We start from the raw sequence: 24,215 nt of genomic DNA, 5'->3' as shown, positions 1-24,215 counted from the left end.
CCCGCCACGCCGCACACCGGCCCGGTCTCCGGCCCGTTCACGGTGATCGGCCATGCTGGTATCCATCAGCACCGATCGATCGCCACTGTCGACGCCGGACTCCGGGCCCCCGCCCGACGCCCGGGCCGGAGTGCTGCGCAAGAGCTGGCAGCTGGTGTGGCGGACCACCGTCAAGTCCTGGGACGACGGCATCATCGGCTGGTCGGCGCAGGCGGCCTTCTGGCAGTCGCTGTCGCTGGTTCCGCTGCTGCTGGGCGTGCTCGGCAGCCTCGGATACATCGGCGGCTGGTTCGGTCCGGACACCGTGCAGATCATCAGCGACCGGATCATCTCTTTCGCCGGCAGCATCTTCACCGAGCAGGTGGTCACCGATCTGATCGCGCCCACCGTGGAGAACGTGCTGGGCCGGGGCCGCGGTGCGATCATCTCACTGAGCTTCGTCATGTCCTTGTGGGCCGGATCCTCGGCGATGAGCTGTTTCGTGGCCGCGATCGTCACCGCGCACGACCAGCATCAGGTGCGCAATCCGGTGTGGCAGCGGATCTTCGCACTGATCATCTACATCTTCTTCCTGATCTCGGCTGTCCTGGTGCTGCCGCTGGTGGCGCTGGGACCGACGTACCTCCGCCAGATCGTGCCGAACGACTGGGGCAACGCCGTCAACGTCCTGATCGACTGGGGCTACTTCCCGTTCGTCGGGCTCCTGCTGATCGGCGTGCTGGTCCTGCTGTACCGCTTCGCCCTGCCGTACCCGCTGCCGTGGCTGCGGCTGGTACCCGGGGCGTTCCTGGCCGGGGTCTTCTTCTGGCTGGCGACTTACATCCTCCGCGCCTACCTGACCGCGCTGGCCAACGTCGGCTACACCTACGGCGCGCTGGCCACGCCGATCGCCTTCCTGCTGTTCGGCTTCTTCCTCGGCTTCTCCATCGTGGTGGGAGCCGAACTGAATGCCGCGATCCAGGAACTGTGGCCTACCGAGGCCGACGGTCCCGTGGTGCGCCAGTGGGTGTCGACGCAGACCACCGAGATCACCGATACCCTGCGCCGCCGGGCGATCCGCCCGGGCGCCCGGCGCCGGCCCGAACCTCCCGGTGAGCAGGCCGAACCGCCGCGGTGACCGGCGGCTGCAGGCTCGTCCCGGCTACTTCTTCATCTTGGCGTAGACCTTCTTGCAGCGCTCGCACACCGGCGAGCCCGGCTTCGCCGACTTGGTCACCGGGAAGACCTCGCCGCACAGCGCCACCACGTGGGTGCCGGTCACAGCGCTCTCGGTGATCTTGTCCTTCTTGACGTAGTGGAAGACCTTCGGAGTGTCGTCGTCCTGTTCGGTCCGCTCGTCGAGATCCGGGCGTTCGATCGTCTTGGTAGTCATGCCCTCCATTCTGACGCACGACGGTCCCGGCGCGCACCGGGTGTGCCCGGCTGTGCACCCGCGTGCGGCAAGTGGAACAGTGGAGTCATGGCACGAGACACTCAGGACGGCGGCGGGCGGCACGACAGCCCGTCGGAGGCCTTTCTGATCACCCGCGCCGAGACCAGCCTGGACGAGCAGCACCGCGCCCGGGTCCGGAAGTACCTCTGGATGATGAGCTTCCGGGTACCCGCGCTCCTGGTGGCCAGCCTGGTCTACATCTGGACCGAGAACGCCTGGTGGGCGGTGGGCATCATCCTGTTCTCCATTCCCCTCCCCTGGATGGCCGTGCTGATCGCCAACGACCGGCCGCCCCGTGAACGCGGCGAGGTGCAGTACTACCGATTCGGGCCCGGGCACACCGTGGGGCCACGCGAGCTCGCCGCCGAGCCCGCGCCGCCGCCGGCACCTGACCCGTCCGGACCGGTCATCGACCCCGACGCTCCCGCCTCGTCCGGCGACAGCGACGACGGCCCCGTGGGCACCGACGGCGACGACGAATCCGGCTGAACCGGCGGACTCGGCCTTCCTCAGAGACTTCTCAGTCTGTCCGGGAACCTTCTGCAGGCCCGCGGCGTTGGACCTGATGAATGCATTGGTAGTTCCGTCGCCGAACGAGGAGGCCGCATGTCCACCGCCACCCGCACCCGTCCCGTCCCCACCAAGGAAGATCTGGACGCCCAGTCCCCGTCCGCCGACCTGGTGCGCGTCTACCTGAACGGGATCGGCCGCACCGCCCTGCTGAACGCCGAGCAAGAAGTGGTGCTGGCCAAGCAGATCGAAGCCGGCCTGTACGCCAAGCATCTTCTCGAAACCCGCAAGCGCATGGGCCCGGCCCGCAAGCGCGACCTGGCGATCCTGGTCCGCGAGGGCGAACGCGCCCGCGCTCACCTCCTCGAGGCCAACCTGCGCCTGGTGGTGTCGCTGGCCAAGCGCTACACCGGCCGGGGCATGCCGCTGCTCGACCTGATCCAGGAGGGCAACCTCGGCCTGATCCGCGCCGTCGAGAAGTTCGACTACGCCAAGGGCTTCAAGTTCTCCACCTACGCGACCTGGTGGATCCGCCAGGCGATCAGCCGTGGAATGGCCGATCAGAGCCGCACCATCCGGCTCCCCGTCCACCTGGTGGAGCAGGTCAACAAGATCTCCCGGATCCGCCGCGAGCTGCACCAGCAACTCGGCCGCGAGGCCACCGACGACGAGTTGGCCGCCGAGACCGGCATCCCGGCCGAGAAGATCGCCGACCTGATGGACCACAGCCGCGATCCGGTGAGCCTGGACATGCCGGTCGGCAACGACGAGGAGGCACCGCTCGGGGACTTCATCGAAGACGCCGAGGCCACCTCCGCCGAGAGCGTGGTGATCGCGAGCCTGCTGCACTCGGACATCCGCACCGTGCTGTCCACCCTGGACGAGCGCGAGCGCCAGGTGATCACCCTGCGCTTCGGCCTGGAAGACGGTCAGCCCCGCACCCTGGACCAGATCGGACGCTCCTTCGGCCTCTCCCGCGAGCGGGTGCGCCAGATCGAGCGTGAGGTGATGGGCAAGCTGCGCGAGGGCGATCGCGCCGACAAGCTGCGCGCGTACGCCAGCTGACCCGCCCCCCGGCGGTCAGCCCAGACGGCGAGGACCGGTGTCGGCCAGTGTCGGCACCGGTCCGACCGTGATGCGTGCGGCCAGCACCGAGGTCCCCTCGGCCGAGGACAGAATCGGGTCCAGGCTGACGCCCCGGATCTCCGGGATCTGCTCCACCAGCGCCGACACCCGCAGCAGCAGGTCGATGAGCGCTTCGACGTCCGCGGGCCGCTCCCCGACGCGTCCGCCCAGCAGTTCGGCCGAGCGCGGCTCGGCCACCAGGTCGCGGGCGTCCTCGATCGTCAGCGGCACGGCCCGGTAACTGCGATCGCCGAGCGATTCGAACAGCCGGCCGGACAGCCCGAACGAGACGATCGGCCCGAAGGACTCGCTCTCGATCACGTTGATGCAGACGCCCAGGCCCTTCGGCGCCATCTTCTGCACCAGGAGCGCGCTCTCCCCGGTCAGCGCCTGCAGTTCGGCGAAAGCCGTGATCACCGCGGTGGCGTCGGACAGGTCCAGCCGAGCGCCTTCACGGTCCAGGCGCCCCACCCAGTCCGCCCCGGCGGCCTTGACCACCACGGGGAAGCCGAACTCGCGCGCGGCGGCTGAGGCCTCGTGCAGGGTGTGCACCTCGCGAAAATCGACCAGGTCGATGCCGAACCAGTTCAGCACTGTCGCCGCCTCGACCGCGGACAGTTCCCGGGTGCCGTCGCCCATCACTTCGCGGACGAAGCTGCGGGCGTGTTCGGCGGAGATCCCGGACAGTTCCACTTCGGCGGCGTCCGGGCGTGCCCGCCATTCGCTGTACCGCCAGCTCAGGGCGAGCGCATGTGCCGCCCGCTCCGGGGTGGGATACGACGGAATGGAACCGCGGGTGGGCACTCCTCCCGGCCCGGCCACCGACAGCCCGATTGGAATGCCCTCCACCGCCAGGAAGGTGGTCACGATGGGCTTGGTGCCGGGTTCGGCGCACTCGGCGGCGGCGGTCATCAGCGCCCGCGAGTATTCGGCGGTGTCCACCGCGACCGGCGGCACGAAGACCACGATCACCGCGTGCACTCCGGGATCGTCGAGGACCTCGGACACGGCGGCGGTCAGCTCCTCCTGGGGTGCGGCCGGCCCGAGGTCGACCATGGAGACCACGTCGAGACCGGAACTGCGGGCCGTGTGCGCGGCCAGCGAGGCGATCACCGAGGAGTTGCCGACGATCGCGGTCCGCGGTCCCACCGGCAGCGGCTGGTAGGCCAGCACGGTGGCGGCGTCGAACAGATCCGACAGGGTGTCCACCTGGAGCACACCGGCCTGGGCGAGCACCATCTGCGCGATGCGGTCGTCGACGGCGCCGAAGCGCTCCTTCTGCTCGCCCACGCGGGTCATCGCGCCGCGTCCGGACTTGATGGCCACCACCGGCTTGTTCCTGGTGACCCGGCGGGCGATGCGACCGAACTTGCGCGGATTGCCGAAGCTCTCCAGGTACAACAGCACCACGTCGGTGGCCTCGTCGGTGTCCCAGTACTGCAGGACGTCGTTGCCGGACACGTCGGCCCGGTTACCGGCCGACACGAAGGTGGACAGCCCCAGTCGCCGACGGGCCGCGTGGTCGAGGATCGCGATGCCCAGGGCGCCGGACTGGCAGAAGAAGCCGACCCGTCCGGGGCCGGGGATGCGCGGGGCCAGGGTCGCGTTGAGGGCGATCTCCGGGGCGTTGTTCACCACGCCGAGCGCGTTGGGTCCCACCAGACGCATGCCGTGCGCCCGGACCTGCTGCACCAGGGCACGTTCGGCGGCCAGCCCCTCGTCGCCGAGTTCGCCGAATCCGGCGGACACCACCACCAGGGTCTTGACCCCCTTGACCAGACAGTCGTCGAGCACCTCGGTCATCCCGGATGCCGGGACCGCGACCACGGCCAGGTCCACCGGGTCGGGGATGTCGATGACGCGCTCGTAGGCGCGGATGCCGCGGACCGACCGGGTCTGTCCCGGACCGTTCACCGGATACACCGGCCCGGTGAAACCGGCGGCGATCGCGTTGGCGAGCAGCACGTGCCCCACCTTCTTGGGGTCCGACGACGCACCGATCACGGCGACCGACTGCGGCCGCAGCAGGTTCGCGATGCTGCGCGCCTCCGAGGCGCGCTCGCGGGCGTTGCGCACCGAGGTCAGCGCATCGGTCGGGTCGATCTCGAACTCCACGTGCACTGTGCTGCCGTCGAACGCCCGGCTGACTTGGTAGCCGGCGTCGCGGAACACGGCCACCATGTTCGGGTTCTCCGAGAGCACCTCGGCCTCGAACTTGACGAAACCGTTCTCCGCAGCGGCGCCGGCCAGGTGCTCGAGCAGGATCGGACCGAGCCCGCGCCCCTGGTGCCCGTCGGCCACCACGAAGGCCACCTCGGCCGAATACGGTTTGCCGGTCTCCCCGAGCCCCTCGTAGAGGCCCATCGCGATCACCTCGTCGCCCAGCCAGGCCAGCAGCGCCACGCGGTTTCGGTAGTCGACGGTGGTCATCCGAACCACTTCGCGGGGCGGCAGCGTCGGGGTGGGACCGAAGTACCGCAGATAGCGGGTGCGCTCGGAGAGGCCTTCGTGGAAGCGCACCAGGGCATCCGCGTCGGCGGGGGTGATGGGCCGCAGGTGTACCACCCCGCCGTCGGAGGCCAGCACATCGGCGGCCCAGTGCCGCGGGTACTTTCCCGCGCCGCCGAACTCCGGCGGCTCGCCGTCGCGGCCCGGATCCTCCACGGCGGTGGGCTCCTCGGGCTCTGGGGTCTGGGTGTCAGTCACGCGGGTCCTCCGGGTCGAGTCCGTGCAGGGGGAAGACCGCGCGGCGGGTCGCCAGGATCGCGCGATCGGTCTGTTGCTGGGCGGCATCGGTGACGCCCTCCGGCGGCGTCGCACCGGCGTCCCCGTCCCACGGGACGAAGTCGACGTCGCCGTTGTCGCCCATCATGCCCACCGGCGGTCGCGCATAGTCCGGATGCACCTTCCCGGACAGGTCGATGGCACTGGCCATCCACTCCGCGCCGATCGGCGTGGCGGGATCGATGTCGCGGTCGAGTGCCGTCGCCAGCAGATGGGTCCAGGCGCGCGGCACCACGTTGATGACGCCGTAGCCACCGCCGCCGACCGCGATCCACCGGCCTTCGCAGTACTTGTCGGCCAGGTCGCGCAGGGCCCGCATGGCGGCCGCCTGGCCGTCGACGGTCAGCGCGAGGTCGGTCAGCGGATCGGCGCGGTGGCTGTCCACACCGACCTGGGTGAGGATGATCTGCGGCTTGAAAGCGGCGATCATCGACGGCACCGTGGCGTGAAACGCCCTGAGCCACAAGCGGTCCTGCGTGCCTGGCATCAGCGCCACGTTCACCGCGGTACCGGCCGCGGCGTCCGTGCCGACCTCGGTGGGCCAGCCGGTGCCCGGCCACAGGGTGGCCGGATGCTGGTGCAGCGAAATGGTCATCACGCGCGGGTCGTGCTCGAACTGCACCTGCACGCCGTCGCCGTGATGGGCATCGATGTCGACGTAGGCGATGCGGTCGTAGCCCTGCTCCAGCAGCCATTTGATGGCCACCGCCGCGTCGTTGTAGATGCAGAAACCGGCGGCGTGACCGGCCATCGCGTGGTGCATGCCGCCACCGATGTTCACCGCACGCTGAACTGCTCCCGAGTGCACCGCCTGCGCGGCGGCGAGCGTGCCGCCGACCAGCATCGCGCCCGCGTCGTGCATCCGGTCGAACACCGGATTGTCTTCGCTCCCAAGGCCGAACAGGCGCTCGAGCATGGGGCCGCCGAGCGACGCCGTGCCCGAGCCGACCGCACGCACCGCGTCGATGTACCCCTGCGTGTGCACCGTGCGCAGCAGGTCGTCGTCCACCGGCAGCGGCGGCGTGTCCTCCACTCCGTCGAGCACCCCGAAACCCCTGGCCAGGTCCATCGTCAGAGCCAGGCGGATGGGGCTCATCGGGTGGGTGTACGCCCACTTGTAATCGAGGAACTCGTCGCTCCAAATGACCGCTGTACTCACCGTCTGACCCCTTCGCACATCACACCAGGAACGCTAGTGCCTCCGAAGTCACGGTATCCAGGTAATCTGGACGTTGGCGAAAGGACTGAGGCACACGTGAACGAACTCGTCGACACTACCGAGATGTACTTGCGCACGATCTACGACCTCGAAGAGGAGGGGATCATCCCGCTGCGCGCGCGGATCGCAGAGCGGCTCGACCAGAGCGGGCCGACCGTCTCGCAGACGGTGGCACGGATGGAACGTGACGGATTGGTGCGAGTGGCCGGCGACCGGCACCTGCAGCTCACCGACGAGGGCCGTGCGCTGGCCGTCTCGGTGATGCGCAAGCACCGCCTGGCCGAGCGGCTCCTGGTCGATGTCATCGGACTCCCCTGGGACGAGGTGCACGACGAAGCCTGCCGCTGGGAGCATGTGATGAGCGAGAACGTCGAGCGCCGTCTCCTGGAGGTCCTCGACAATCCGACCACCTCCCCGTACGGCAACCCGATCCCCGGGCTCGACGAGCTCGGTGTCAAGATCCAGTTGCCCGTGGACAAGGCCGAGCGGCTGGTGGAGATGCCGGCCGGCGAGTCGGTGGTGATCGTGCGCCGCATGGCCGAGCACGTGCAGGCCGATCCCGAGCTCATCACCGAGTTGCGCGAGGCCGGCGTGGTGCCGAATGCGCGCGTCAACGTGGTGGTCAGTCCGCGATCGGTTCAGATCAGCACCCCCGGTCACGAAGGCCTGACACTCTCCTCGGAGATGGCGCACGCCGTCTTCGTCGAGCGCGTCTGACTCAGCCTGCGGGTACGCGGGTCTGCTCCGGCAGTCCGACTCCGAGCTCGCGGCCGAGGGTGAACGAATAGGCCACCACCTCGGCCAGCCCGGCCGGCCGCATCCCGTGCAACAGCGCGGTGCTGAGCAGCCGGGCGAGGTAGTAGTCCGGATCCAGTTCCAGGGCGCGCTCCACGGCGACCGAGGCGAAGGCGCCTTCGCCGGCCATGTAGTGCAGGTGGCCCAGCAGCGTGGCCGCGGCCGCCCCGGCTCGGCCGGACAGGCTGCGCGCCAACCGGATCCACAACTGCTCGGCGGCGTCGCGCAGATCGGTCAGCGCCAGCGCCAGCAGGATGTCGCGGGTGTGCACCGAGCACAACGCCTCGCCGAGAGCGTTCACCTGGCCGCACTCGAGACGTCCCGACGCGCCCTCGCGAATCCGGGACAGCACCAGCCGCGCCCCGCTGGTCTCCCGCGGACCGGGTGGTGCCGGCGGCACCGCCGGCTCGATGGGTCGGCACACCGCGGAGTCGCAGTGCGCGCGCGGCTCGAGCGCGGCGCGCAGGTCCTCCCGCCGCGGCAGCAGCGGACGGCCGCTGTAGACCGCGCGTTCGAGGGCCACCGGCGACAGCCGCGGGTCGCTGAGCAGACCGGAATCGGCCACGTCGCCGCCGAACGGCGCCGGCGGCCGCTCCCGTCCCGGCCGGGCGCGGGGCTCCCATCCGGTGAACCACCGGGCGCCCGCGGAGAATCCGGGCAGCACGAATCCGGCCGACAGGCCGCCGGAGGCGTTGAAGCTGCGTTCGACCGCCCGGAACGTCGCCCGGTACCGGATCAGTTCGGCGACCGGCTCGGCCGCCGCGAAGCGGTCGTCGGCGATCACGCAGACCACCCCGGCGGCACCGTATCCGGCGACGATCCGCCCGAGTTGCGCCAGCTGCCGCCGCATCGCCGTGTCCGGCCGGCCCGCCCCGGTCAGCGTCAGGTCGTGGCGCATGGTGGCGATCAGGGTGCGCGCGTCGGCGAACGCGAGCAACACGATGGATCTCTCGGGCGTGAACCCCAGCAGTCCGGGCACCGCCGCCAGCAGCGGATCCGGATCGATGAGGACGGCCGAGCCGTCGGGCAGCGGATGCGGTATCGATGTCATGGCGTCCACGCTCCGCTGCCGGCGCCCGCGGCAGAATGCGCCGCTCGGGCGGCTGTGGACAGCGCCGCTCCCCCACAGCGCCGGATCGCCGCGCCTGGGGCCGCGGTGTCGCGAGCCCTAGCATCGGCGCGGGCAACGGCCCTCCTGCTGCGTCAGCGGCGGGCGGGTCGCCCGTCGCAGGTCACGTGCGCGGGATCAGTTGCCGTCGCCGAAGGCGCGGTCGATCGCCGCGGTGAAGAACTCCTCGGCCCTCTGCCGTTCGGCCTCTCCCACCGGCGCCATCGAGCGCACCTGGACCACCACCCGGGTCGAACCCCGCTGGGCCACCCACTGCTCCAGGACGACGGCGGTCTCCGAGCCGGCCGTGGTCAGGGTGCGTGTCAAGCGCAATCGCTCCACCCCGCCGTCGGACCTGGGCTCACCGGTCACCTGGGTCCGGACCTCCTGAGTGCCCGTCGCACCGCTGGTGAAGACCGGGCACTCGCGGGCGGCGGCGGCGAGGCTGCTCACTGATTCGCCGGTCCGGACCACCATCTCGGTCAGGGTGCTGCCCGGCGCGGGCCCCGGGCCGACCATCACCGCGGCCGTCTCGGTGTCGACCGCGGCGGGTGTGCATTCGGCGGGCGCGACGTCGCCGGACAGCGGGCGCAGGGTGATGTCGGCGACGGCTCCGGGGACCTGGGGGCCGGGGACCTGCACACCGGGGCCGTTCGGGTAGCTGTCGCCGGGCACGAGCAGGGACGTGTAGTCGGGCACCGGTTGCCCGGTCCCGGACACCGAGCAACCCGCCGCCAGCAAAGCCACAGCGACCACTGCCACCACTGAAGTTACAACTCTCACTCTCGCCACTCTGCCACCAACTGCCACCGCGGTGCGGGAATGACCCACCGCCGCGGGGTGTTACACGCATGAGTCCCAGATTCCTGGGACACTGAACTCATCAACCACCGAAGGGAGAACCTCCTATGGACGAGCAAGACCGCTCGCTGTACGAGCTCGAGTTCCCCGGCCCCGCCGTCTCCGGACCGCAGGGCGATGGTCCGGTCCTGGTCCACGCCCTCGAAGGTTTCGCCGATGCCGGTCACGCCGTGACGCTGGCCGCCACGCATCTGCGCGAAGCGCTCGACGGCGAGCTCGTAGCGACGTTCGACACCGATGAACTGATCGACTACCGCTCCCGGCGGCCGCTGATCTCGTTCACCGGCGAGAAGTTCGACGGCATCGAGATGCCGAAACTCACCATGCACGCCCTGATCGACAATGCCGGCGTACCGTTCCTGCTGCTGGACGGGTCCGAGCCGGACCTGCGCTGGGAGCAGTTCACCACGGCCATCTCGGCGCTGGCCGAGCGCTTCGGCGTCAGCCAGGTGATCGGCCTGAACTCCATCCCGATGGCGGTGCCGCACACCCGTCCGTCGGGGGTCATCGCGCACGGCAACGATGCCGAGGCGCTGGGTGACCTGCCCCGCTGGGGCAACGAGATGAAGCTGCCGTCGAGCGCCTCGATGCTGCTGGAGCTGCGCCTGGGCGAAGCCGGCTACCGGACCGCGGGATTGTCGGCGCACGTACCGCACTACCTGTCGCAGACCAACTATCCGGCCGCCTCGGCCGCGTTGCTGGCAGCGCTGAGCCGGGTGACCGAACTGGATCTGCCGGTGGCCGCACTCGAGAACGCCGCTGCCCGCGTCCGCGATCAGGTCGACGAAGAGGTCACCGGCAACGCCGAGATCGGCACCGTCGTCCAGGCCCTGGAGCAGCAATACGACGCGTACATGAAGGCCAAGGCGGAGCGTGAACTGCTTTCCGCCGACGGCGATCTGCCGTCCGGAGACGAGCTCGGCGCCGAGTTCGAGAAGTTCCTGGCCGAACACTCCGCCGAGTTCGACGGCCTCGATCTGGGCACCGACCGACCGGAAACGCCCGGCGACAACGGCGAGCAGGACACCCCCTGACCGCACCGCCGCGCGCCGCAGACCCGGACGACACCGGAACCCCGCTGACGCCCACCACGGACGAGGATGCCGCCTTCGAGCACTTCCTGTCCTGGTGGGCGTCGCGGGGCATCCAGTTGTATCCGCACCAGGAGGAGGCGCTGCTGGAGCTGGTGTCCGGCAGCAACGTGGTGCTGGCCACCCCCACCGGCTCCGGTAAGTCGCTGGTGGCCTCCGGGGCGATCTACTTCGCCCGCTGCCGCGGACGGCGCGCGTATTACACCGCGCCGATCAAGGCCCTGGTCAGCGAGAAGTTCTTCGATCTCTGCGAGCAGTTCGGCGCCGAGAACGTCGGACTGCTCACCGGTGATGCGAGCGTCAACGCCGACGCGCCGATCGTCTGCGCGACCGCCGAGATCGTCGCCAACATCGCGCTGCGCGACGGGGCCGACTCCGACGTCGGAGTCCTGGTGGCCGACGAATTCCATTACTACGGCGAGTCCGATCGCGGCTGGGCCTGGCAGGTCCCGCTGATCGAGCTCCCACATACTCAGTTCCTGCTGATGTCGGCCACTCTCGGCGACGTCTCGTTCTTCATCGACGACCTGACCGAACGCACCGGACGGCCGACCGTCGAGGTGAGCGGTGCCCAGCGCCCGGTCCCTCTCGAGTACCGCTACGCGATGACCCCGATCCACGAGACCATCGAGGAACTGGTCACCAAGGGCCAGGCGCCGGTGTACGTGGTGCACTTCACCCAGGCGCAGGCCGTCGAGCGCGCGCAGGCACTGACCTCGGCGAAGATCTGCGACAAGGCGGAGAAGGCGGCGATCGCCGAGGCGATCGGCGACTTCGAATTCCGGACCGGCTTCGGCACCACCCTGTCCAAACTGCTTCGCGCCGGAATCGGCGTCCACCACGCAGGCATGCTTCCGCGCTACCGGCGGCTGGTGGAGCGCCTGGCGCAGGCCGGACTGCTGAAGGTGGTCGCCGGTACCGACACCCTCGGCGTGGGTATCAACGTGCCCATCCGCACCGTGCTCTTCGCCGGGCTCACCAAGTACGACGGCCACCGGGTGCGCCGCCTGCGCGCCCGCGAATTCCATCAGATCGCCGGTCGTGCCGGCCGCGCCGGTTACGACACGATCGGCTATGTGGTCGCACAGGCCCCCGACCACGACGTCGAGAACGCCCGGCTGGTCACCAAAGCGGGTGACGATCCAAAGAAGCTGCGAAAACTGGTGCGGCGCAAGCCTCCCGAGGGTTTCGTCGGATGGAGTGAGAAGACCTTCCTGCTGCTGGTCGACGCCCCCGACGAACAGCTACGATCGCACTTCAAGATCACCACGGCGATGCTGATGGAGGTGCTCGAGCGACCCGGGGACTGCTTCGCCGCGCTGCGTCATCTGCTCGAGGAGAATCACGAGCCGCGCAAACGGCAGCTGCGCCACATCAAACACACCATCGCGCTGTATCGGGACCTCGTCGAGACCGGCATCGTCACCCGCCTCGACACCCCGGACGCCACGGGCAAGAAGGTGGAGATCTCGGTGGATCTGCCGGAGAACTTCGCGCTGACCAATCCCCTGTCGGCTTTCGCCGTGGCGGCGTTCGAACTGCTCGATCCGCAGGCGGAGTCGTTCGCACTGGACGTGGTGTCAGTCCTGGAGTCCACCCTCGACGATCCGCGCCAGGTGCTGATGGCCCAGCGGAAGGTCGCCCGCGATGCGGCCGTCGCCGAGATGAAGGCCGACGGCATCGAGTACGAGGAGCGCATGGCCAAGCTCGAGGAGATCACCTGGCCGCAGCCGCTGGCCGAGGAGATCGCCTTCGCCTACGAGACCTACAAGCGCACGCATCCGTGGCTGGCCAACACCCCGCCGTCACCGAAGTCGGTGCTGCGCTACATGCTGGAACGCTCGATGACCTTCACCGAGCTGATCAGTGAGTTCGGACTGCAGCGGAGCGAGGGCGTGGTGCTGCGCTACCTGACGGACTGCTACCGCGCCCTGCGCAGCGGCCTGCCCATGTCCGCGGTGACCGACGAGATCGAGGACATCACCGAGAATCTCGGAGACCTGATCCGCGCCGTCGACTCCAGTCTGATCGACGAGTGGGAGACCCTCACCGTCTCCGGCTGATTCGCGTCTGGCTGATCCGCCGTTTCCAGGGTGCGTCAGACCGGAGTGACCTCCCCGGATTCGGCGGCCAGGGCGGCGATGTCGGCGGCCAGCTCGGTGTACGCGCCGCCGCGGCCCGAGGACGTCCGGTACACCAGCCCGATCCGGCGGCCCGGCCGCGGCACGGCGAACTCGGCCGTCGCCAGTTCCCCGGACGCAGTCTCCACACCCACCGACATGCGCGGGATCAGAGTCACACCGAGCCCGCCTTCCACGCACTGCACCGCCGTGGTCAGCGATGCCGCCCGGGTCTGCCGCAGGTCCGGATCCACTCCGGCCATCTGGCACACCTCGAGTGCCTGGTCGCGCAGGCAATGCCCGTCGTCGAGCAGGAGCAGCGGGAGCTCGGCCAGCGTCGCCGGTGCCAGACGCTTGCGTCCGGCCAGGCGGTGACCGGACGGAAGGGCGAGCAGAAAGTCCTCGTCGTACATCGCGATCTCGCCGATTCCGGGAGCCGAGTTGGGCAGGGCCATCACCGCCGCGTCCAAGGTGCCGTCGCGCAGTTGCGCCAGCAGGCGCGCGGTCTGGTCCTCGACCACCCGCAGATCCATCTCGGGACGGCGGACCGGCAGGCCCCGCAGCAGCCGGGGCAGCAGGTAGGGCGCGATGGTCGGGATCAGACCGAGACGCAGCGGGCCGCGCAGTGGGTCGTCCTCACCCGCCGCCTCGGACAGGAAATTGTCGATCGCATCACACGCAGCCATCGCCGAGGGCAGCAGCCGGCGCCCCTCCGCGGTAAGCATCACCCGACGCGTGGTGCGCTCCACCAGCTGCACACCGAGACCACTCTCCAGCCCCGCCAGCGCCTGCGACAGCGACGGCTGACTCACTCCGAGTTCGGTTGCCGCCGAACCGAAGTGGAGCTTCTTGGAGATGGCCACGAAGGCCCGTAGGCCACCTATCGACGGCTGATAACTCTGATCACTCATACTTATCAATATAGTGCCTACAATCACGTTTCGCTTTTAGAAGGTTTAAGGCAGAATGGGAGTCACCGCCGGACGAAGACGCCAAAGCGTCACTCCGGCAGAGTGATTCACATCCCACGACGAAGGAGTCTTGACATGGCGCTGCTTACCATCGGCGATCAGTTCCCCGAGTACAACCTGACTGCTGTCATCGGCGGTGACCTCTCCAAGGTCGACGCCCAGCAGCCCGAGGACTACTTCACCAACGTCTCCAGCGACGACTACAAGGACCGCTGGCGCGTGGTCTTCTTCTGGCCGAAGGACTTCACCTTCGTGTGCCCCACCGAGATCGCCGCCTTCGGCAAGCTCAACGACGAGTTCGCCGACCGCGACACCCAGGTCCTGGGCGCCTCGATCGACAGCGAGTTCGTGCACTTCCAGTGGCGCGCCCAGCACGAGGAGCTCAAGACCCTGCCGTTCCCGATGATGAGCGACCTCAAGCGTGAGCTGGTCGAGGCCACCGGTGTGCTCAACGCCGACGGCGTCGCCGACCGCGCCACCTTCATCATCGACCCGAACAACGAGATCCAGTTCGTCTCGGTGACCGCCGGCTCGGTGGGCCGCAACGTCGACGAGGTCCTGCGCGTCCTCGACGCCCTGCAGTCCGACGAGCTGTGCGCCTGCAACTGGCGCAAGGGCGATCCGACGATCGACGCCGGCGAACTGATGAGCGCCTCGGCCTGATCGTCGTCGACGCCACTGTCCGCCAACTGATCTCAGGAGATCTCACACGATGAGCATCGACAATCTGAAGGAAGCCCTTCCCGACTACGCGAAGGACCTCAAGCTCAACCTCGGCTCGCTGGCACGCACCACCGTGCTCAACGACGAGCAGCTGTGGGGCACCCTGCTCGCGTCCGCCGCGGCGACCCGCAACGCCACCGTGCTGCGGGAGATCGCCGACGAGGCGGCCGACAACCTGTCGGCCGAGGCCTACAACGCAGCCCTCGGTGCCGCTTCGATCATGGGCATGAACAACGTCTTCTACCGGGGCCGCGGCTTCCTCGGTGGAAAGTACGACGACCTGCGGCCCGGGCTGCGGATGAACATCATCGGCAACCCCGGCGTCGACAAGGTGAACTTCGAGCTGTGGTCGATGGCCGTCTCGGCCATCAACGGCTGTGAGCACTGCGTCGCCGCGCACGAGAACGTCGTGCGTGAAGGCGGCGTGGAGCGCGAAGCGATCTTCGAGGCCCTCAAGGCCGGTTCGATCGTGCAGGGTGTCGCCCAGGCGATCACCATCGCTGAGGCTCTGCCCTGACCCTCGGCTGAAACTGCAGCTTCAAAGACGAGAGTGTCCCGCCGGCGATCCCGGCGGGGCACTCCCGTCTCTGCCTCGGCCGCGCCCGGATCAACCCCGTGCGTGGGTCACCCCAGCGCAGCCGCGAATCGCGCGGCCATCTCATCGACCTCGTCGGTGGTCATGACGAACGCGGGCGAGATCTGCAGGGCGCCCGCCCCCGCGGCACGGCCCGCGACCCCGTGCTGGCGCAGCCGCAGGACCGCGGCCGGAGCGTCAGACGGATCGGCCAGTTGCACCGCGGTGACCGCCCCCAAACCGGTCCGGACCTCGGCGACGGCGTCGAGCTCTCCCAGGGGAGCGAACGCGCGGGCCAGGTCGCCCTCCAGCCGGGTGGCTTCGGCGAGCAAGCCTTCGCGCTCGATGATGTCGAAGTTCGCCATCGCTGCGGCTGCGGCTCCGTAGTGACCGCCGTAGGTGTACCCGTGTCGCCACCAGGTGCCGCCGGCGAAGAACGGCTCAGCCAGGTGGGGTGCGGCGATCATCGCTCCCATGGGTACGTATCCGCTGGTGAGACCCTTCGCCGAGGTGATCATGTCCGGCTCCAGGCCGAAGCGGCCGGAGGCGAACCAGTGTCCGTGTCCGATGCGGCCGTAACCGGTCACCACCTCGTCGGCGATGAACAGGACGTCGTGATCACGGCAGATCTCGCGCACCTCGCGCAGATAGCCGTCCGGCGGCAGGTAGATGCCGCCGGCGCCGATGATCGGTTCGACGACGAAGGCCGCGATGTTGTCGGCCCCCAGCCGCTCGATCAGGCCGAGCAGCGCCTTGGCGTCGTCCCACTCGATGGTCTCGGTATCGGCCAGGAAGCCGGGACCGTAGCCCTCCTTGTTGGCCGGGATGCCCGCGAGGGCGGTGCCGCCGATGTGCATGCCGTGATAGGCCTTGGTGCGCGAGACGATGATGCGCTTCTCCGGCCGTCCCTGCTCGGTCCAGTACCGGCGGGCGAGCTTGCAGGCGGTGTCCACCGCGTCGCTGCCGCCGGAGGTGAACATGACCTTCGATCCCGGCACCGGTGCCATCTCGGCCACCCGCTCGGCGAGGGCGATGAGCACGTCGCCGGCGTAGTCACCGAAGTTCGAATAGTGCGCCACCGTCGACAACTGGCGGGCCACAGCGTCGGCGATCTCGGTGCGGCCGTGACCGACGTTGGTGAACCACAGTCCCGCCGTCGCGTCGAGATACTCGTTGCCGGCGTCGTCGTAGATCCGCGCACCGTCGCCGCGCGCCACCACGAACGGTCCGGTGTCGGTGACCGCGCCCATGTCGGCGAATCCATGCCAGAGGGAACCCATGGCTCCCAATATCGCATGCCGGAGCCCTCCGTGTCGGACCTCCGTGTGGGCCCGCCGCCCCCTCGCTGGAACGCGGTGCCCGACAGAACCGCACGGCCCAATAGAATCGGGACATCATGGCTGTCCCCGTCCTCACCTTTCCACCGGAGCTTCCGGTCAGCGCCTGCCGCGACGAGATCTCCCAGGCGATCGCCGACCACCAGGTGGTGGTGATCGCGGGCGAGACGGGCTCGGGCAAGACCACTCAGCTGCCGAAGATCTGTCTGGCGCTGGGCCGCGAATCCATCGGCCACACCCAGCCGCGCCGGATCGCCGCCACCTCGGTCGCGCGGCGCATCGCCGACGAGACGGGAACACAGCTCGGCGACCTGGTGGGCTACAGCGTCCGCTTCTCCGACAAGTCCGGCAAGCAGACCAAGATCAGGGTGATGACCGACGGCATCCTGCTGCGGGAGATCACGTCGGATCCGGACCTGCGGCGCTACGACACCATCATCATCGACGAGGCCCACGAACGCAGCCTCAACATCGACTTCCTGCTCGGCTACCTCAAGCGTCTCCTCCCCCGCCGGCCCGACCTGAAGGTGATCATCACCTCGGCGACCATCGAGCCGGATCGGTTCGCCCGGCATTTCGCCGGCCCGGACGACGAGGTCCCGATCCTCGAGGTATCCGGCCGCACCTATCCGGTGCAGGTGCGCTACCGCCCCCTGGTCTCCGATGACGAGGACCACACCGACCTCGACCAACTCGCCGCCATCGATGCGGCGGTCGGTGAACTGTGGGCGCACGAACGCGGCGACATCCTGGTCTTCCTGCCGACCGAACGAGACATCCGGGACACCGCCGATGCGCTCAAGCGCCGCACCGAGGCACAGATCGTGCCGCTGTACGCCCGACTGTCGGTAGCCGAACAGCAGAAGGTCTTCGCTCCGTCCGACGGGCGGCGGATCGTGCTGGCCACCAACGTCGCCGAGACTTCGCTGACGGTCCCCGGCATCCGCTACGTGATCGACACCGGGACTGCGCGGATCTCGCGGTACTCCACCCGGACCAAGGTGACCCGGCTCCCGATCGAGAAGATCTCGCAGGCCAGTGCGCGGCAACGGGCCGGCCGCTGCGGGCGCGTGGCCCCCGGCATCTGTATACGTCTCTATTCCGAGGACGACTTCGACGCCCGCCCCGAGTACACCGACCCGGAGATCCTGCGCGCGAACCTCGCCGCCGTCATCTTGTCGATGCTCTCCCTGCGGCTCGGTGACGTCGCCGAGTTCCCGTTCGTACAGCCACCGGAGAAGCGGGCGATCACCGACGGGATGGCGCTGCTGTCCGAACTCGGTGCCGTCACCGGACTCGATTCGGCGGATGCGAGTCTCACCGAGGTCGGCCGCGCCCTCGCCCGGCTCCCGGTCGACCCGCGGCTGGCCCGCATGTTGGTGGCCGGCCGCCAGAACGGCTGCCTGGACCACATCCTGGTGATCGCCGCGGCCTTGTCGCTGCCCGACGTCCGGGAGCTCCCCTCGGACAAGCGCGAGGCCGCCCAGGCCGCGCACCGGCAGTACACGGTGCCCGGCTCGGAGTTCCTGGGACGCCTCAAACTCTGGGAGCACCTCCAGGAACGGCGTGCGGCGCTGTCGGGCAACCAGTTCCGCCGCGAGTGCGAACGCGGCTTCCTGCACTATCTGCGCATCCGCGAATGGCTCGACCTGCACCGCCAACTGCGCCGGACCGTCCGCGATCTCGGCTGGGAGGTGCCCGAGACGACGTCCGATCCGGCGGCCGTCCACCGCAGCCTGCTGACCGGTCTGCTCACCAATATCGGTGCCCGCCAGGGCGACACCCGTGACTTCCTGGGCACCCGGGGCACCAAGTTCGCCGTCTTCCCCGGTTCGCCGCTCGCCTCCAAGCCGCCGGCTTTCGTGATGGCCGCCGAACTGGTGGAGACCTCGCGGCTCTTCGCCCATACCGTCGCCTCGATCGACCCGGAGTGGGTGGAAGAGGCCGCCGGCGACCTGGTGACGCGCACCTACAGCGAGCCCGCATGGTCGTCGCGCCGCGGTGCGGTGATGGCCAACGAGAAGGTGAGCCTCTACGGCGTCCCGCTGGTCGCCGCCCGGCGCGTCAACTATGCGCGTATCGATCCGGTCGAGTCGCGGGCGATCTTCCTGCAGGCCGCCCTGGTGGAGGGACGCTGGCGCACCGGTCACGAATTCTTCGCCCACAACCGTGCACTGCTCGCCGAGGCCGAGGAACTGGAGAACCGTGCCCGGCGCAACGTCCGGCTCAGCGACGGCGACCTCTACGACTTCTACGACGCCCGGGTTCCGGCCAAGGTGGTGTCCGCGCGGCACTTCGACTCGTGGTGGAAGAAGGAGAGCCGCGCCAACCCGCGCCTGCTCCACCTCGACGAGGCCGGTCCCGCCGTAGCCGCCGGTCCCGCTGCCGCCGACTTCCCCAACGCCTGGCAACAGGGACAGACGCAGCTGGAACTGCGCTACAACTTCTCCCCCGGCGCCGACGACGACGGCGTGACCGTCCTCATCCCGCAGCCCCTGCTCGAACACCTGCACGCGGGCGGATTCGACTGGCTGGTCCCCGGGCTGCGCAGCGAGCTGGCCACCGCCTTGATCCGCTCCCTGCCCAAGGGACTGCGCAAGTCGCTGTCGCCGGCGCAGCAGTACGCCGACCTGGTCCTCGAGCGGATCAAGCCCCGAGCCGAACCACTCCTGCCCGCCCTCGCCCGGGAACTCGGAGACATCGCCCGCATCAGCCTGTCCCCCAGCGATTTCCGCACCGACACGCTGCCCGCGCACCTGCGCATGCACTTCGCCGTCACGGACTCGGGTGGCGCGATCGTCGGGCGCGCCGACCGGCTCGACGAGCTCCGCCGCGAGTTCGGCGGCCGGTCGACCGCTCCGAACGCCGCGCCCGTCCACCGCCGCTGGACGGCCGACGGCATCGGCACACTGGCCGACCAGCGCGAAGAGCAGGTGGCGGGCCAGCCCGTCGTCACGTATCCGACGCTGCGACCGGCCGGTGACGGCGTACGTGTGGTGGACGCGACCACCATCGCGGCCCGCGACGCGGGATTGCGCGCCGGCATCGCCGTGCTGTTGGAGCAGTCGGTCGGACCGCTGAGCAAGAAGATCACCGGAAGCCTTCCACCCGCCGAACGGCTGGTGCTTTCGCAGAGCCCGTACCCGAACACCGAGGCGCTGCTGGCCGACTGCACACGGCGTGCGGTCGCCGACGCCTTGACCGAGCCCGGCGTGACGGCGATCCGCAGCCCCGACCAGTTCCGTGAGCTCGCCGAGCGGCTGTCCCCACAGATCCGTGCCGCCGCCCCGGAGCACTTCACGCACGCGGTCCGGGCGCTGGCCGAGACCGGCCCATTGCGCGCTGAGATCGACCAGCATGCCGGCTCGACCGCGGCCGACGACGTCGCCGACCAACTTGCGGAGCTCGTCTTCGACGGCTTCGTCGGCGTCACACCGCTGAGTCGGCTCAAGCACCTGCCGCGCTATCTGACCGCTGCCCGGCTACGCCTGGAATCGCTGCCCGGGTCGGCGGCCCGGGACACCGCCGCACTCGACACCGTGGACCGGGTGATCGCGCGGTGGAATCAGCGGCTGGCGCAGGTTCCGGCCAATCGGCAGGACGCTCTCAACGAGCTCGCGCACTGGCAGGTGGAAGAGTTGCGGGTCAGCCTGTTCGCGCAGCAACTCGGCACCGACGGGCCGATCTCGGAGAAGCGGGTGAGCAAAGCACTCGAAAGCTTCCGCTGAAGCCTTCCCGCGGAGGCCTTCCCGGAGTACCTGGATTCCTCAGCCGACGGGTTCGCGACTGCGGTCTTTGCGGAGATCGTCGATCTCACGCTGGAAGTCGTCGGCGGACTCGAAGGACCGGTAGACCGACGCGAACCGGAGGTAGGCGACCTCGTCGAGATCGCGGAGCGGCCCCAGGATGGCCAAGCCCACCTCGTTGCTGGGGACCTCTGCCGAGCCGGAGGCACGGACCGTGTTCTCCACGGCCTCGGCGAGCTGCGCGAGTGCGTCCTCGTTCACCTGGCGTCCCTGGCAGGCGTGGCGCACGCCCTTCATCACCTTCTCGCGACTGAAGGGCTCGGTGACACCGTTGCGTTTGACCACCGCGAGAACGGCGGCTTCCACAGTGGTGAATCGGCGCCCGCACTCCGCGCAGGCGCGGCGCCGCCGGATGGCCGTGCCGTCGTCAGAAGCTCGCGAATCAACCACTCGAGTGTCGTCGTTCTTGCAGAACGGGCAGCGCATGCTCTCAGCGTACCCGCCCGCCCGCGACGGCCTGCGCACGCACGTCACCTGCGGTCAGCGGTAGGCGGGCACGACGAGCGCCTGCCCCGGCCGGAGGCCGGTGCTCTGCAGATCGTTGAGATCGCGGACAGTGGCGATCACCGAGGCGGCGGGCAGATCGGGCGCGATCCGAGCGGCCACCGACGACAGCGACTCACCGCTGCGCACGTGCACCACCTCGGTGGCCGACGGCGTCTGCTGAACCGCATGCTGGTAGTCGTCGCCGACCATGCCGAGGACGGAGACGAACACGGCCAGACCGAGTCCGGTGAGTACGCCGGCGACCCAGCGGCGGCGCACCGACACTCGCGGAGTGTTCGAACGGGCGCGCTCCGCGCGCCCCGAGGCGCGTGCACTTGTTCGAACGCCGTAAAGGTCCACACGCTGGGTGATCATCGGGGTCCGTGCGGGCACCGCCGGCCCGTTCGACCGGGTGTGCGGGCGGCGCCCCGTGGGGCGGCAGGAGGGCGCGGGGCGCCCGGCGGGCCGTTCGGTCCGGGTCCGGATGACCGGAACATCGCAGGTCATCACCCGTGCGTCGACGGTCGGCACAGCCCCCGCGGTCCGGGTGGTCAGCAGTTCGGTCATCGGAAACTCCCATCGCTCGTGTGTTCGATGAACTCTTGTTCGATAGTTAACACCACGGGTCGGACAAACTCCGCGACACGTCGAACAATTGTTTGAATTCTGTGACCTACTCGACTAAATTGGGGATCACCCCGAGGAAAGGAACCTTCGATGAAGGACGGACCGCAGAACACGTCGAACGTGGACCCGCTGCTGTCGACCGCGACCCTGGAGGCCTCTCTGACGCAGCGGCAGCGAGAGGTTCTCGAGTACATCCGGTCCTCGGTGCGCGAGCGCGGCTACCCGCCGAGCATCCGCGAGATCGGCGAAGCGGTGGGCCTCACCTCCACCTCGTCGGTGGCCCATCAGCTGCGCACCCTCGAGCGCCGCGGACTGCTCAAGCGCGATCCGCACCGTCCGCGTGCGGTGAATGTGCGCGACGACCATCGCACGCCCCCGTCCGGTGACGACACGCGGGCCGATCCGAGCCAGCCGGCTCCGGCCTTCGTGCCGGTGCTGGGCCGGATCGCCGCCGGCGGCCCGATGCTGGCCGAGCAGGCCGTCGAGGACGTCTTCCCGCTCCCCAAGGAACTGGTCGGCGAAGGCTCGCTGTTCCTGCTGCGGGTGGTCGGCGAATCGATGGTCGACGCCGCCATCTGCGACGGTGACTGGGTGGTGGTCCGCCAGCAGAACGTCGCCGAGAACGGCGACATCGTGGCCGCCATGATCGACGGCGAGGCCACCGTCAAGACCTTCAAGCGAGTCGACGGCCACGTCTGGCTGATGCCCCACAACGAGCACTTCGAACCCATTCCGGGCGACGACGCCGCCGTTCTGGGCAAGGTCGTGACCGTCCTTCGCCGGATCTGACCTGCCGCCAGGCCGGGTCTCGACTCCGCTCGACCACCGGCTTCTTCGGTGATCGAGCGGAGTCGGTTCGTCAGTGGTCGAGCAGGGAGTGTTCTCAGCCGAGCACGGTGCGGGCGGCATCGCGCGCCGCGGACGTACTGTCCGCGGCGACCGCGGCCTTGGCCGCCGTCACACACTGATCCAGGGTGACGCCGCCGAGCTTCACGCCCACCGCGGGCGCGGCCGCCGGGGCCGACGACAGCGAGGTGACGCCGAGTCCCACCAGGACGCACGCGAGCAGCGGGTCTGCCGCCGCCTCGCCGCAGACCCCCACCTGCTTGGACTGCGCGGCACCCGCGGCGCCGACGCGCTCGATCAGGGCCAGCACCGCGGGCTGCCACGGATCGGTCAGCGAAGCGAGTTCGGGCGACATCCGGTCGGCCGCCATCGTGTACTGGGTGAGGTCGTTGGTGCCGATGGACACGAAGTCGACCTCGGCCAGGATCTGGTCGGCCTGCACCGCTGCCGACGGTACTTCGACCATCACTCCGGGCACCAGACCACGCGCACGCACCAGCGCCGCGAACTCGCGGGCCTCGCCCACGGTGGCGATCATCGGGGCCATCACCCACGGCACCGCCGAGGTGCCCTTCGCCGCGGCGGCGATCGCGTCGAGCTGATGCTCGCGGATCTCCGGATTCGACAGGATGATGCGGTTGCCCCGCACCCCCATCGCCGGGTTCGCCTCGTCCGGGTGGGTGACGAACTTGAGCGGCTTGTCCGAGCCCGCGTCGAGCGTCCGGATGACCACCTTGTCGCCGTCGAAGGCGTCGATCACCGAGCGGTAGAGGTCGGTCTGCTCGGCCACCGACGGTTCGTCGGAGCGATCCAGGAAGGCGAGCTCGGTGCGGAACAGCCCGACACCCTCGCAGACCCCGCGCTCGGCGGCGGCCCGGGCCGAAGGTCCGTCGGCCACGTTGGCCAGGATCAGGACCCGATGCCCGTCGGCCGTCTGCCCCGGCCCGCGCCAGGACGCCGCCGCCTCGGCGACGCGCCCGGCCTCGGCGACCGCCGAGGTGATGGTCTTCGGATCGGGGTCGATGCCCACCACGCCGCGTTCGCCGTCGACGAAGGCGGTGGCGCCGGCGGGGATGTCGTTCAGGTCGGCGATGGCCACCACGCACGGGATACCGAGCTGCCGGGCGATGATCGCCGTGTGGCTCGACGGGCCTCCGAGACGGGTGGCCAGGGCGATCACTCGCGCCGGGTCCAGGCCCGCGGTGTCGGCCGGCGCCAAGTCGTCGGCACACAGGATGGACGGCTCGTCGGGATTGGGGATGCCCGGCTCCGGCATGCCCAGGAGCTCGGCCACCACACGGTCGCGGATGTCCTTGAGGTCGGTGACGCGCTCGGCCATCAGGCCGCCGAGCTTGGTGAACATCGCGGCGATCTGGTCGATGGCCTCGACCGTGGCGGCGGCGGCGGGGGTGCCGTCGGCGATCAGTTTGCCCGCGGTGCCGAGCCACGCGCGGTCCTTGGCCAGGGAGGCGGTCGCCGCCAGGACCTCGGCGGAACTACCAGTGCTGGCCGAGGCCCGCGCCGAGAAGCGGTCGGCCACGGTGGTGGCCGCAGCGCTGAACTTCTCCTGTTCGGCCTCGCGGTCGTCAGGTGCCACCGTGGCCGCGGCGTCGATGTCGAATTCCGGCATCCCGGCCGGCCGGATCACCGGCCCGTACGCCAGTCCCTGCACGACCGGCGTGCCGTGCACCACCCGTGATGCCCCGAAGTTCTCCGCCGATCCCATCGATTCCACCTTTCTCATGTGACTGAGATTACAAACTTCTCTTGACGTGTCAACATATACGAAGGTAAACACAG

The 24,215-nt window shown here is 69.4% G+C and carries 20 protein-coding genes; 10 read left to right on the top strand and 10 right to left on the bottom strand.

The features are described 5' to 3' along the window. Positions 1 to 52 precede the first annotated feature (52 nt). A complete protein-coding gene (locus ABD732_RS10270; protein ID WP_344783276.1) occupies positions 53 to 1,117 on the top strand; it encodes a YihY/virulence factor BrkB family protein in 1,065 nt (354 codons plus the stop codon). 24 nt (positions 1,118 to 1,141) lie between these two features. Here ABD732_RS10270 and ABD732_RS10265 read toward each other — a convergent pair whose 3' ends face one another. Beyond that, positions 1,142 to 1,372, bottom strand: a complete 231-nt coding sequence (locus tag ABD732_RS10265; protein WP_344783274.1) for a DUF3039 domain-containing protein — start codon at positions 1,370 to 1,372, stop codon at positions 1,142 to 1,144. Between the two features lie 87 nt (positions 1,373 to 1,459). Here ABD732_RS10265 and ABD732_RS10260 point away from each other — a divergent pair, with 87 nt between their 5' ends. Together ABD732_RS10260 and ABD732_RS10255 are read left to right on the top strand one after the other, a co-directional pair. Further along, positions 1,460 to 1,921: a DUF3099 domain-containing protein gene (locus ABD732_RS10260; RefSeq protein ID WP_344783272.1), complete on the top strand. Its 462-nt coding sequence runs from the start codon at positions 1,460 to 1,462 to the stop codon at positions 1,919 to 1,921. Between the two features lie 117 nt (positions 1,922 to 2,038). After that, complete coding sequence (locus ABD732_RS10255) at positions 2,039 to 3,007, top strand: sigma-70 family RNA polymerase sigma factor (protein ID WP_344783270.1); 969 nt, start codon at positions 2,039 to 2,041, stop codon at positions 3,005 to 3,007. 15 nt (positions 3,008 to 3,022) lie between these two features. On the opposite strand, the gene ABD732_RS10250 is transcribed toward ABD732_RS10255, so the two are convergent. Further along, positions 3,023 to 5,773, bottom strand: a complete 2,751-nt coding sequence (locus ABD732_RS10250) for a bifunctional acetate--CoA ligase family protein/GNAT family N-acetyltransferase (RefSeq protein WP_425553022.1) — start codon at positions 5,771 to 5,773, stop codon at positions 3,023 to 3,025. Further along, positions 5,766 to 7,010 carry an acetoin utilization protein AcuC gene (locus ABD732_RS10245; RefSeq protein WP_344783268.1) on the bottom strand — a complete coding sequence of 415 codons (1,245 nt, stop codon included), beginning with the start codon at positions 7,008 to 7,010 and terminating at the stop codon, positions 5,766 to 5,768. Before ABD732_RS10245 ends, ABD732_RS10250 begins: the two co-directional genes overlap by 8 nt. Before the next feature lie 96 nt (positions 7,011 to 7,106). Here ABD732_RS10245 and ABD732_RS10240 point away from each other — a divergent pair, with 96 nt between their 5' ends. Further along, entirely contained in the window at positions 7,107 to 7,787 is a 681-nt protein-coding gene (locus ABD732_RS10240; RefSeq protein WP_344783266.1) for an iron-dependent transcriptional repressor DtxR, read from the top strand. Between the two features lies 1 nt (position 7,788). On the opposite strand, the gene ABD732_RS10235 is transcribed toward ABD732_RS10240, so the two are convergent. Further along, positions 7,789 to 8,916, bottom strand: a complete 1,128-nt coding sequence (locus tag ABD732_RS10235) for a DUF4192 domain-containing protein (RefSeq protein WP_344783264.1) — start codon at positions 8,914 to 8,916, stop codon at positions 7,789 to 7,791. Between the two features lie 195 nt (positions 8,917 to 9,111). Then, positions 9,112 to 9,729 (bottom strand): hypothetical protein, encoded by a 618-nt coding sequence (locus ABD732_RS10230; protein ID WP_344783262.1) that lies wholly within the window; start codon positions 9,727 to 9,729, stop codon positions 9,112 to 9,114. Positions 9,730 to 9,881: 152 nt separating this feature from the next. On the opposite strand from ABD732_RS10230, the gene ABD732_RS10225 reads away from it, so the two are divergent. Together ABD732_RS10225 and ABD732_RS10220 are read left to right on the top strand one after the other, a co-directional pair. Continuing rightward, the gene (locus ABD732_RS10225; RefSeq protein ID WP_344783260.1) at positions 9,882 to 10,868 is read left to right on the top strand and encodes a proteasome assembly chaperone family protein; all 987 of its coding nucleotides are present in this window, start codon (positions 9,882 to 9,884) and stop codon (positions 10,866 to 10,868) included. Next, positions 10,865 to 12,988, top strand: a complete 2,124-nt coding sequence (locus tag ABD732_RS10220; protein WP_425553028.1) for a DEAD/DEAH box helicase — start codon at positions 10,865 to 10,867, stop codon at positions 12,986 to 12,988. Before ABD732_RS10225 ends, ABD732_RS10220 begins: the two co-directional genes overlap by 4 nt. A gap of 35 nt (positions 12,989 to 13,023) precedes the next feature. Here the strand turns inward: ABD732_RS10220 and ABD732_RS10215 are convergent, their stop codons facing one another. Continuing rightward, on the bottom strand, positions 13,024 to 13,956 hold the full coding sequence (locus tag ABD732_RS10215) for a hydrogen peroxide-inducible genes activator (RefSeq protein ID WP_344783259.1): 933 nt from the start codon (positions 13,954 to 13,956) through the stop codon (positions 13,024 to 13,026). A gap of 135 nt (positions 13,957 to 14,091) precedes the next feature. Here ABD732_RS10215 and ABD732_RS10210 point away from each other — a divergent pair, with 135 nt between their 5' ends. Next, positions 14,092 to 14,679, top strand: coding sequence for a peroxiredoxin (locus tag ABD732_RS10210; protein WP_344783257.1), 588 nt, complete (start codon positions 14,092 to 14,094; stop codon positions 14,677 to 14,679). Positions 14,680 to 14,728: 49 nt separating this feature from the next. Beyond that, positions 14,729 to 15,256, top strand: a complete 528-nt coding sequence (locus ABD732_RS10205) for an alkyl hydroperoxide reductase (RefSeq protein WP_344783255.1) — start codon at positions 14,729 to 14,731, stop codon at positions 15,254 to 15,256. Positions 15,257 to 15,363: 107 nt separating this feature from the next. On the opposite strand, the gene ABD732_RS10200 is transcribed toward ABD732_RS10205, so the two are convergent. Beyond that, positions 15,364 to 16,593 carry an aminotransferase family protein gene (locus ABD732_RS10200; RefSeq protein ID WP_344783253.1) on the bottom strand — a complete coding sequence of 410 codons (1,230 nt, stop codon included), beginning with the start codon at positions 16,591 to 16,593 and terminating at the stop codon, positions 15,364 to 15,366. A 116-nt stretch (positions 16,594 to 16,709) separates the two neighbouring features. Here ABD732_RS10200 and hrpA point away from each other — a divergent pair, with 116 nt between their 5' ends. Beyond that, complete coding sequence (hrpA, locus tag ABD732_RS10195) at positions 16,710 to 20,378, top strand: ATP-dependent RNA helicase HrpA (RefSeq protein ID WP_344783251.1); 3,669 nt, start codon at positions 16,710 to 16,712, stop codon at positions 20,376 to 20,378. Positions 20,379 to 20,417: 39 nt separating this feature from the next. Here the strand turns inward: hrpA and nrdR are convergent, their stop codons facing one another. Together nrdR and ABD732_RS10185 are read right to left on the bottom strand one after the other, a co-directional pair. Continuing rightward, a complete protein-coding gene (gene nrdR / locus ABD732_RS10190; protein ID WP_344783249.1) occupies positions 20,418 to 20,882 on the bottom strand; it encodes a transcriptional regulator NrdR in 465 nt (154 codons plus the stop codon). Between the two features lie 54 nt (positions 20,883 to 20,936). Continuing rightward, the gene (locus ABD732_RS10185; protein ID WP_344783247.1) at positions 20,937 to 21,227 is read right to left on the bottom strand and encodes a LysM peptidoglycan-binding domain-containing protein; all 291 of its coding nucleotides are present in this window, start codon (positions 21,225 to 21,227) and stop codon (positions 20,937 to 20,939) included. A gap of 432 nt (positions 21,228 to 21,659) precedes the next feature. Here ABD732_RS10185 and lexA point away from each other — a divergent pair, with 432 nt between their 5' ends. Continuing rightward, entirely contained in the window at positions 21,660 to 22,358 is a 699-nt protein-coding gene (gene lexA, locus ABD732_RS10180; protein WP_344783245.1) for a transcriptional repressor LexA, read from the top strand. A gap of 94 nt (positions 22,359 to 22,452) precedes the next feature. Here lexA and ptsP read toward each other — a convergent pair whose 3' ends face one another. Next, a complete protein-coding gene (ptsP, locus tag ABD732_RS10175) occupies positions 22,453 to 24,159 on the bottom strand; it encodes a phosphoenolpyruvate--protein phosphotransferase (protein WP_344783243.1) in 1,707 nt (568 codons plus the stop codon). Positions 24,160 to 24,215 lie beyond the last annotated feature (56 nt).

The sequence above is a fragment of the Gordonia caeni genome (assembly GCF_039537105.1).
Classification (GTDB): Bacteria; Actinomycetota; Actinomycetes; order Mycobacteriales; family Mycobacteriaceae; genus Gordonia; species Gordonia caeni.
The sequence above is the reverse complement of the archived record's forward strand: the minus strand, read 5'-3'. Positions and strand labels throughout refer to the sequence as shown.

Coding starts and splice junctions, on each gene's coding strand:
- ABD732_RS10255 (WP_344783270.1), top strand. CDS start 2,039: ATGTCCACCGCCACCCGCACCCGTCCCGTCCCCACCAAGGAAGATCTG.
- ABD732_RS10200 (WP_344783253.1), bottom strand. CDS start 16,593: ATGGGTTCCCTCTGGCATGGATTCGCCGACATGGGCGCGGTCACCGAC.
- ptsP (WP_344783243.1), bottom strand. CDS start 24,159: ATGAGAAAGGTGGAATCGATGGGATCGGCGGAGAACTTCGGGGCATCA.
- nrdR (WP_344783249.1), bottom strand. CDS start 20,882: ATGCGCTGCCCGTTCTGCAAGAACGACGACACTCGAGTGGTTGATTCG.
- ABD732_RS10265 (WP_344783274.1), bottom strand. CDS start 1,372: ATGACTACCAAGACGATCGAACGCCCGGATCTCGACGAGCGGACCGAA.
- ABD732_RS10270 (WP_344783276.1), top strand. CDS start 53: ATGCTGGTATCCATCAGCACCGATCGATCGCCACTGTCGACGCCGGAC.
- ABD732_RS10225 (WP_344783260.1), top strand. CDS start 9,882: ATGGACGAGCAAGACCGCTCGCTGTACGAGCTCGAGTTCCCCGGCCCC.
- ABD732_RS10215 (WP_344783259.1), bottom strand. CDS start 13,956: ATGAGTGATCAGAGTTATCAGCCGTCGATAGGTGGCCTACGGGCCTTC.
- ABD732_RS10210 (WP_344783257.1), top strand. CDS start 14,092: ATGGCGCTGCTTACCATCGGCGATCAGTTCCCCGAGTACAACCTGACT.
- lexA (WP_344783245.1), top strand. CDS start 21,660: ATGAAGGACGGACCGCAGAACACGTCGAACGTGGACCCGCTGCTGTCG.
- ABD732_RS10235 (WP_344783264.1), bottom strand. CDS start 8,916: ATGACATCGATACCGCATCCGCTGCCCGACGGCTCGGCCGTCCTCATC.
- ABD732_RS10205 (WP_344783255.1), top strand. CDS start 14,729: ATGAGCATCGACAATCTGAAGGAAGCCCTTCCCGACTACGCGAAGGAC.
- ABD732_RS10260 (WP_344783272.1), top strand. CDS start 1,460: ATGGCACGAGACACTCAGGACGGCGGCGGGCGGCACGACAGCCCGTCG.
- hrpA (WP_344783251.1), top strand. CDS start 16,710: ATGGCTGTCCCCGTCCTCACCTTTCCACCGGAGCTTCCGGTCAGCGCC.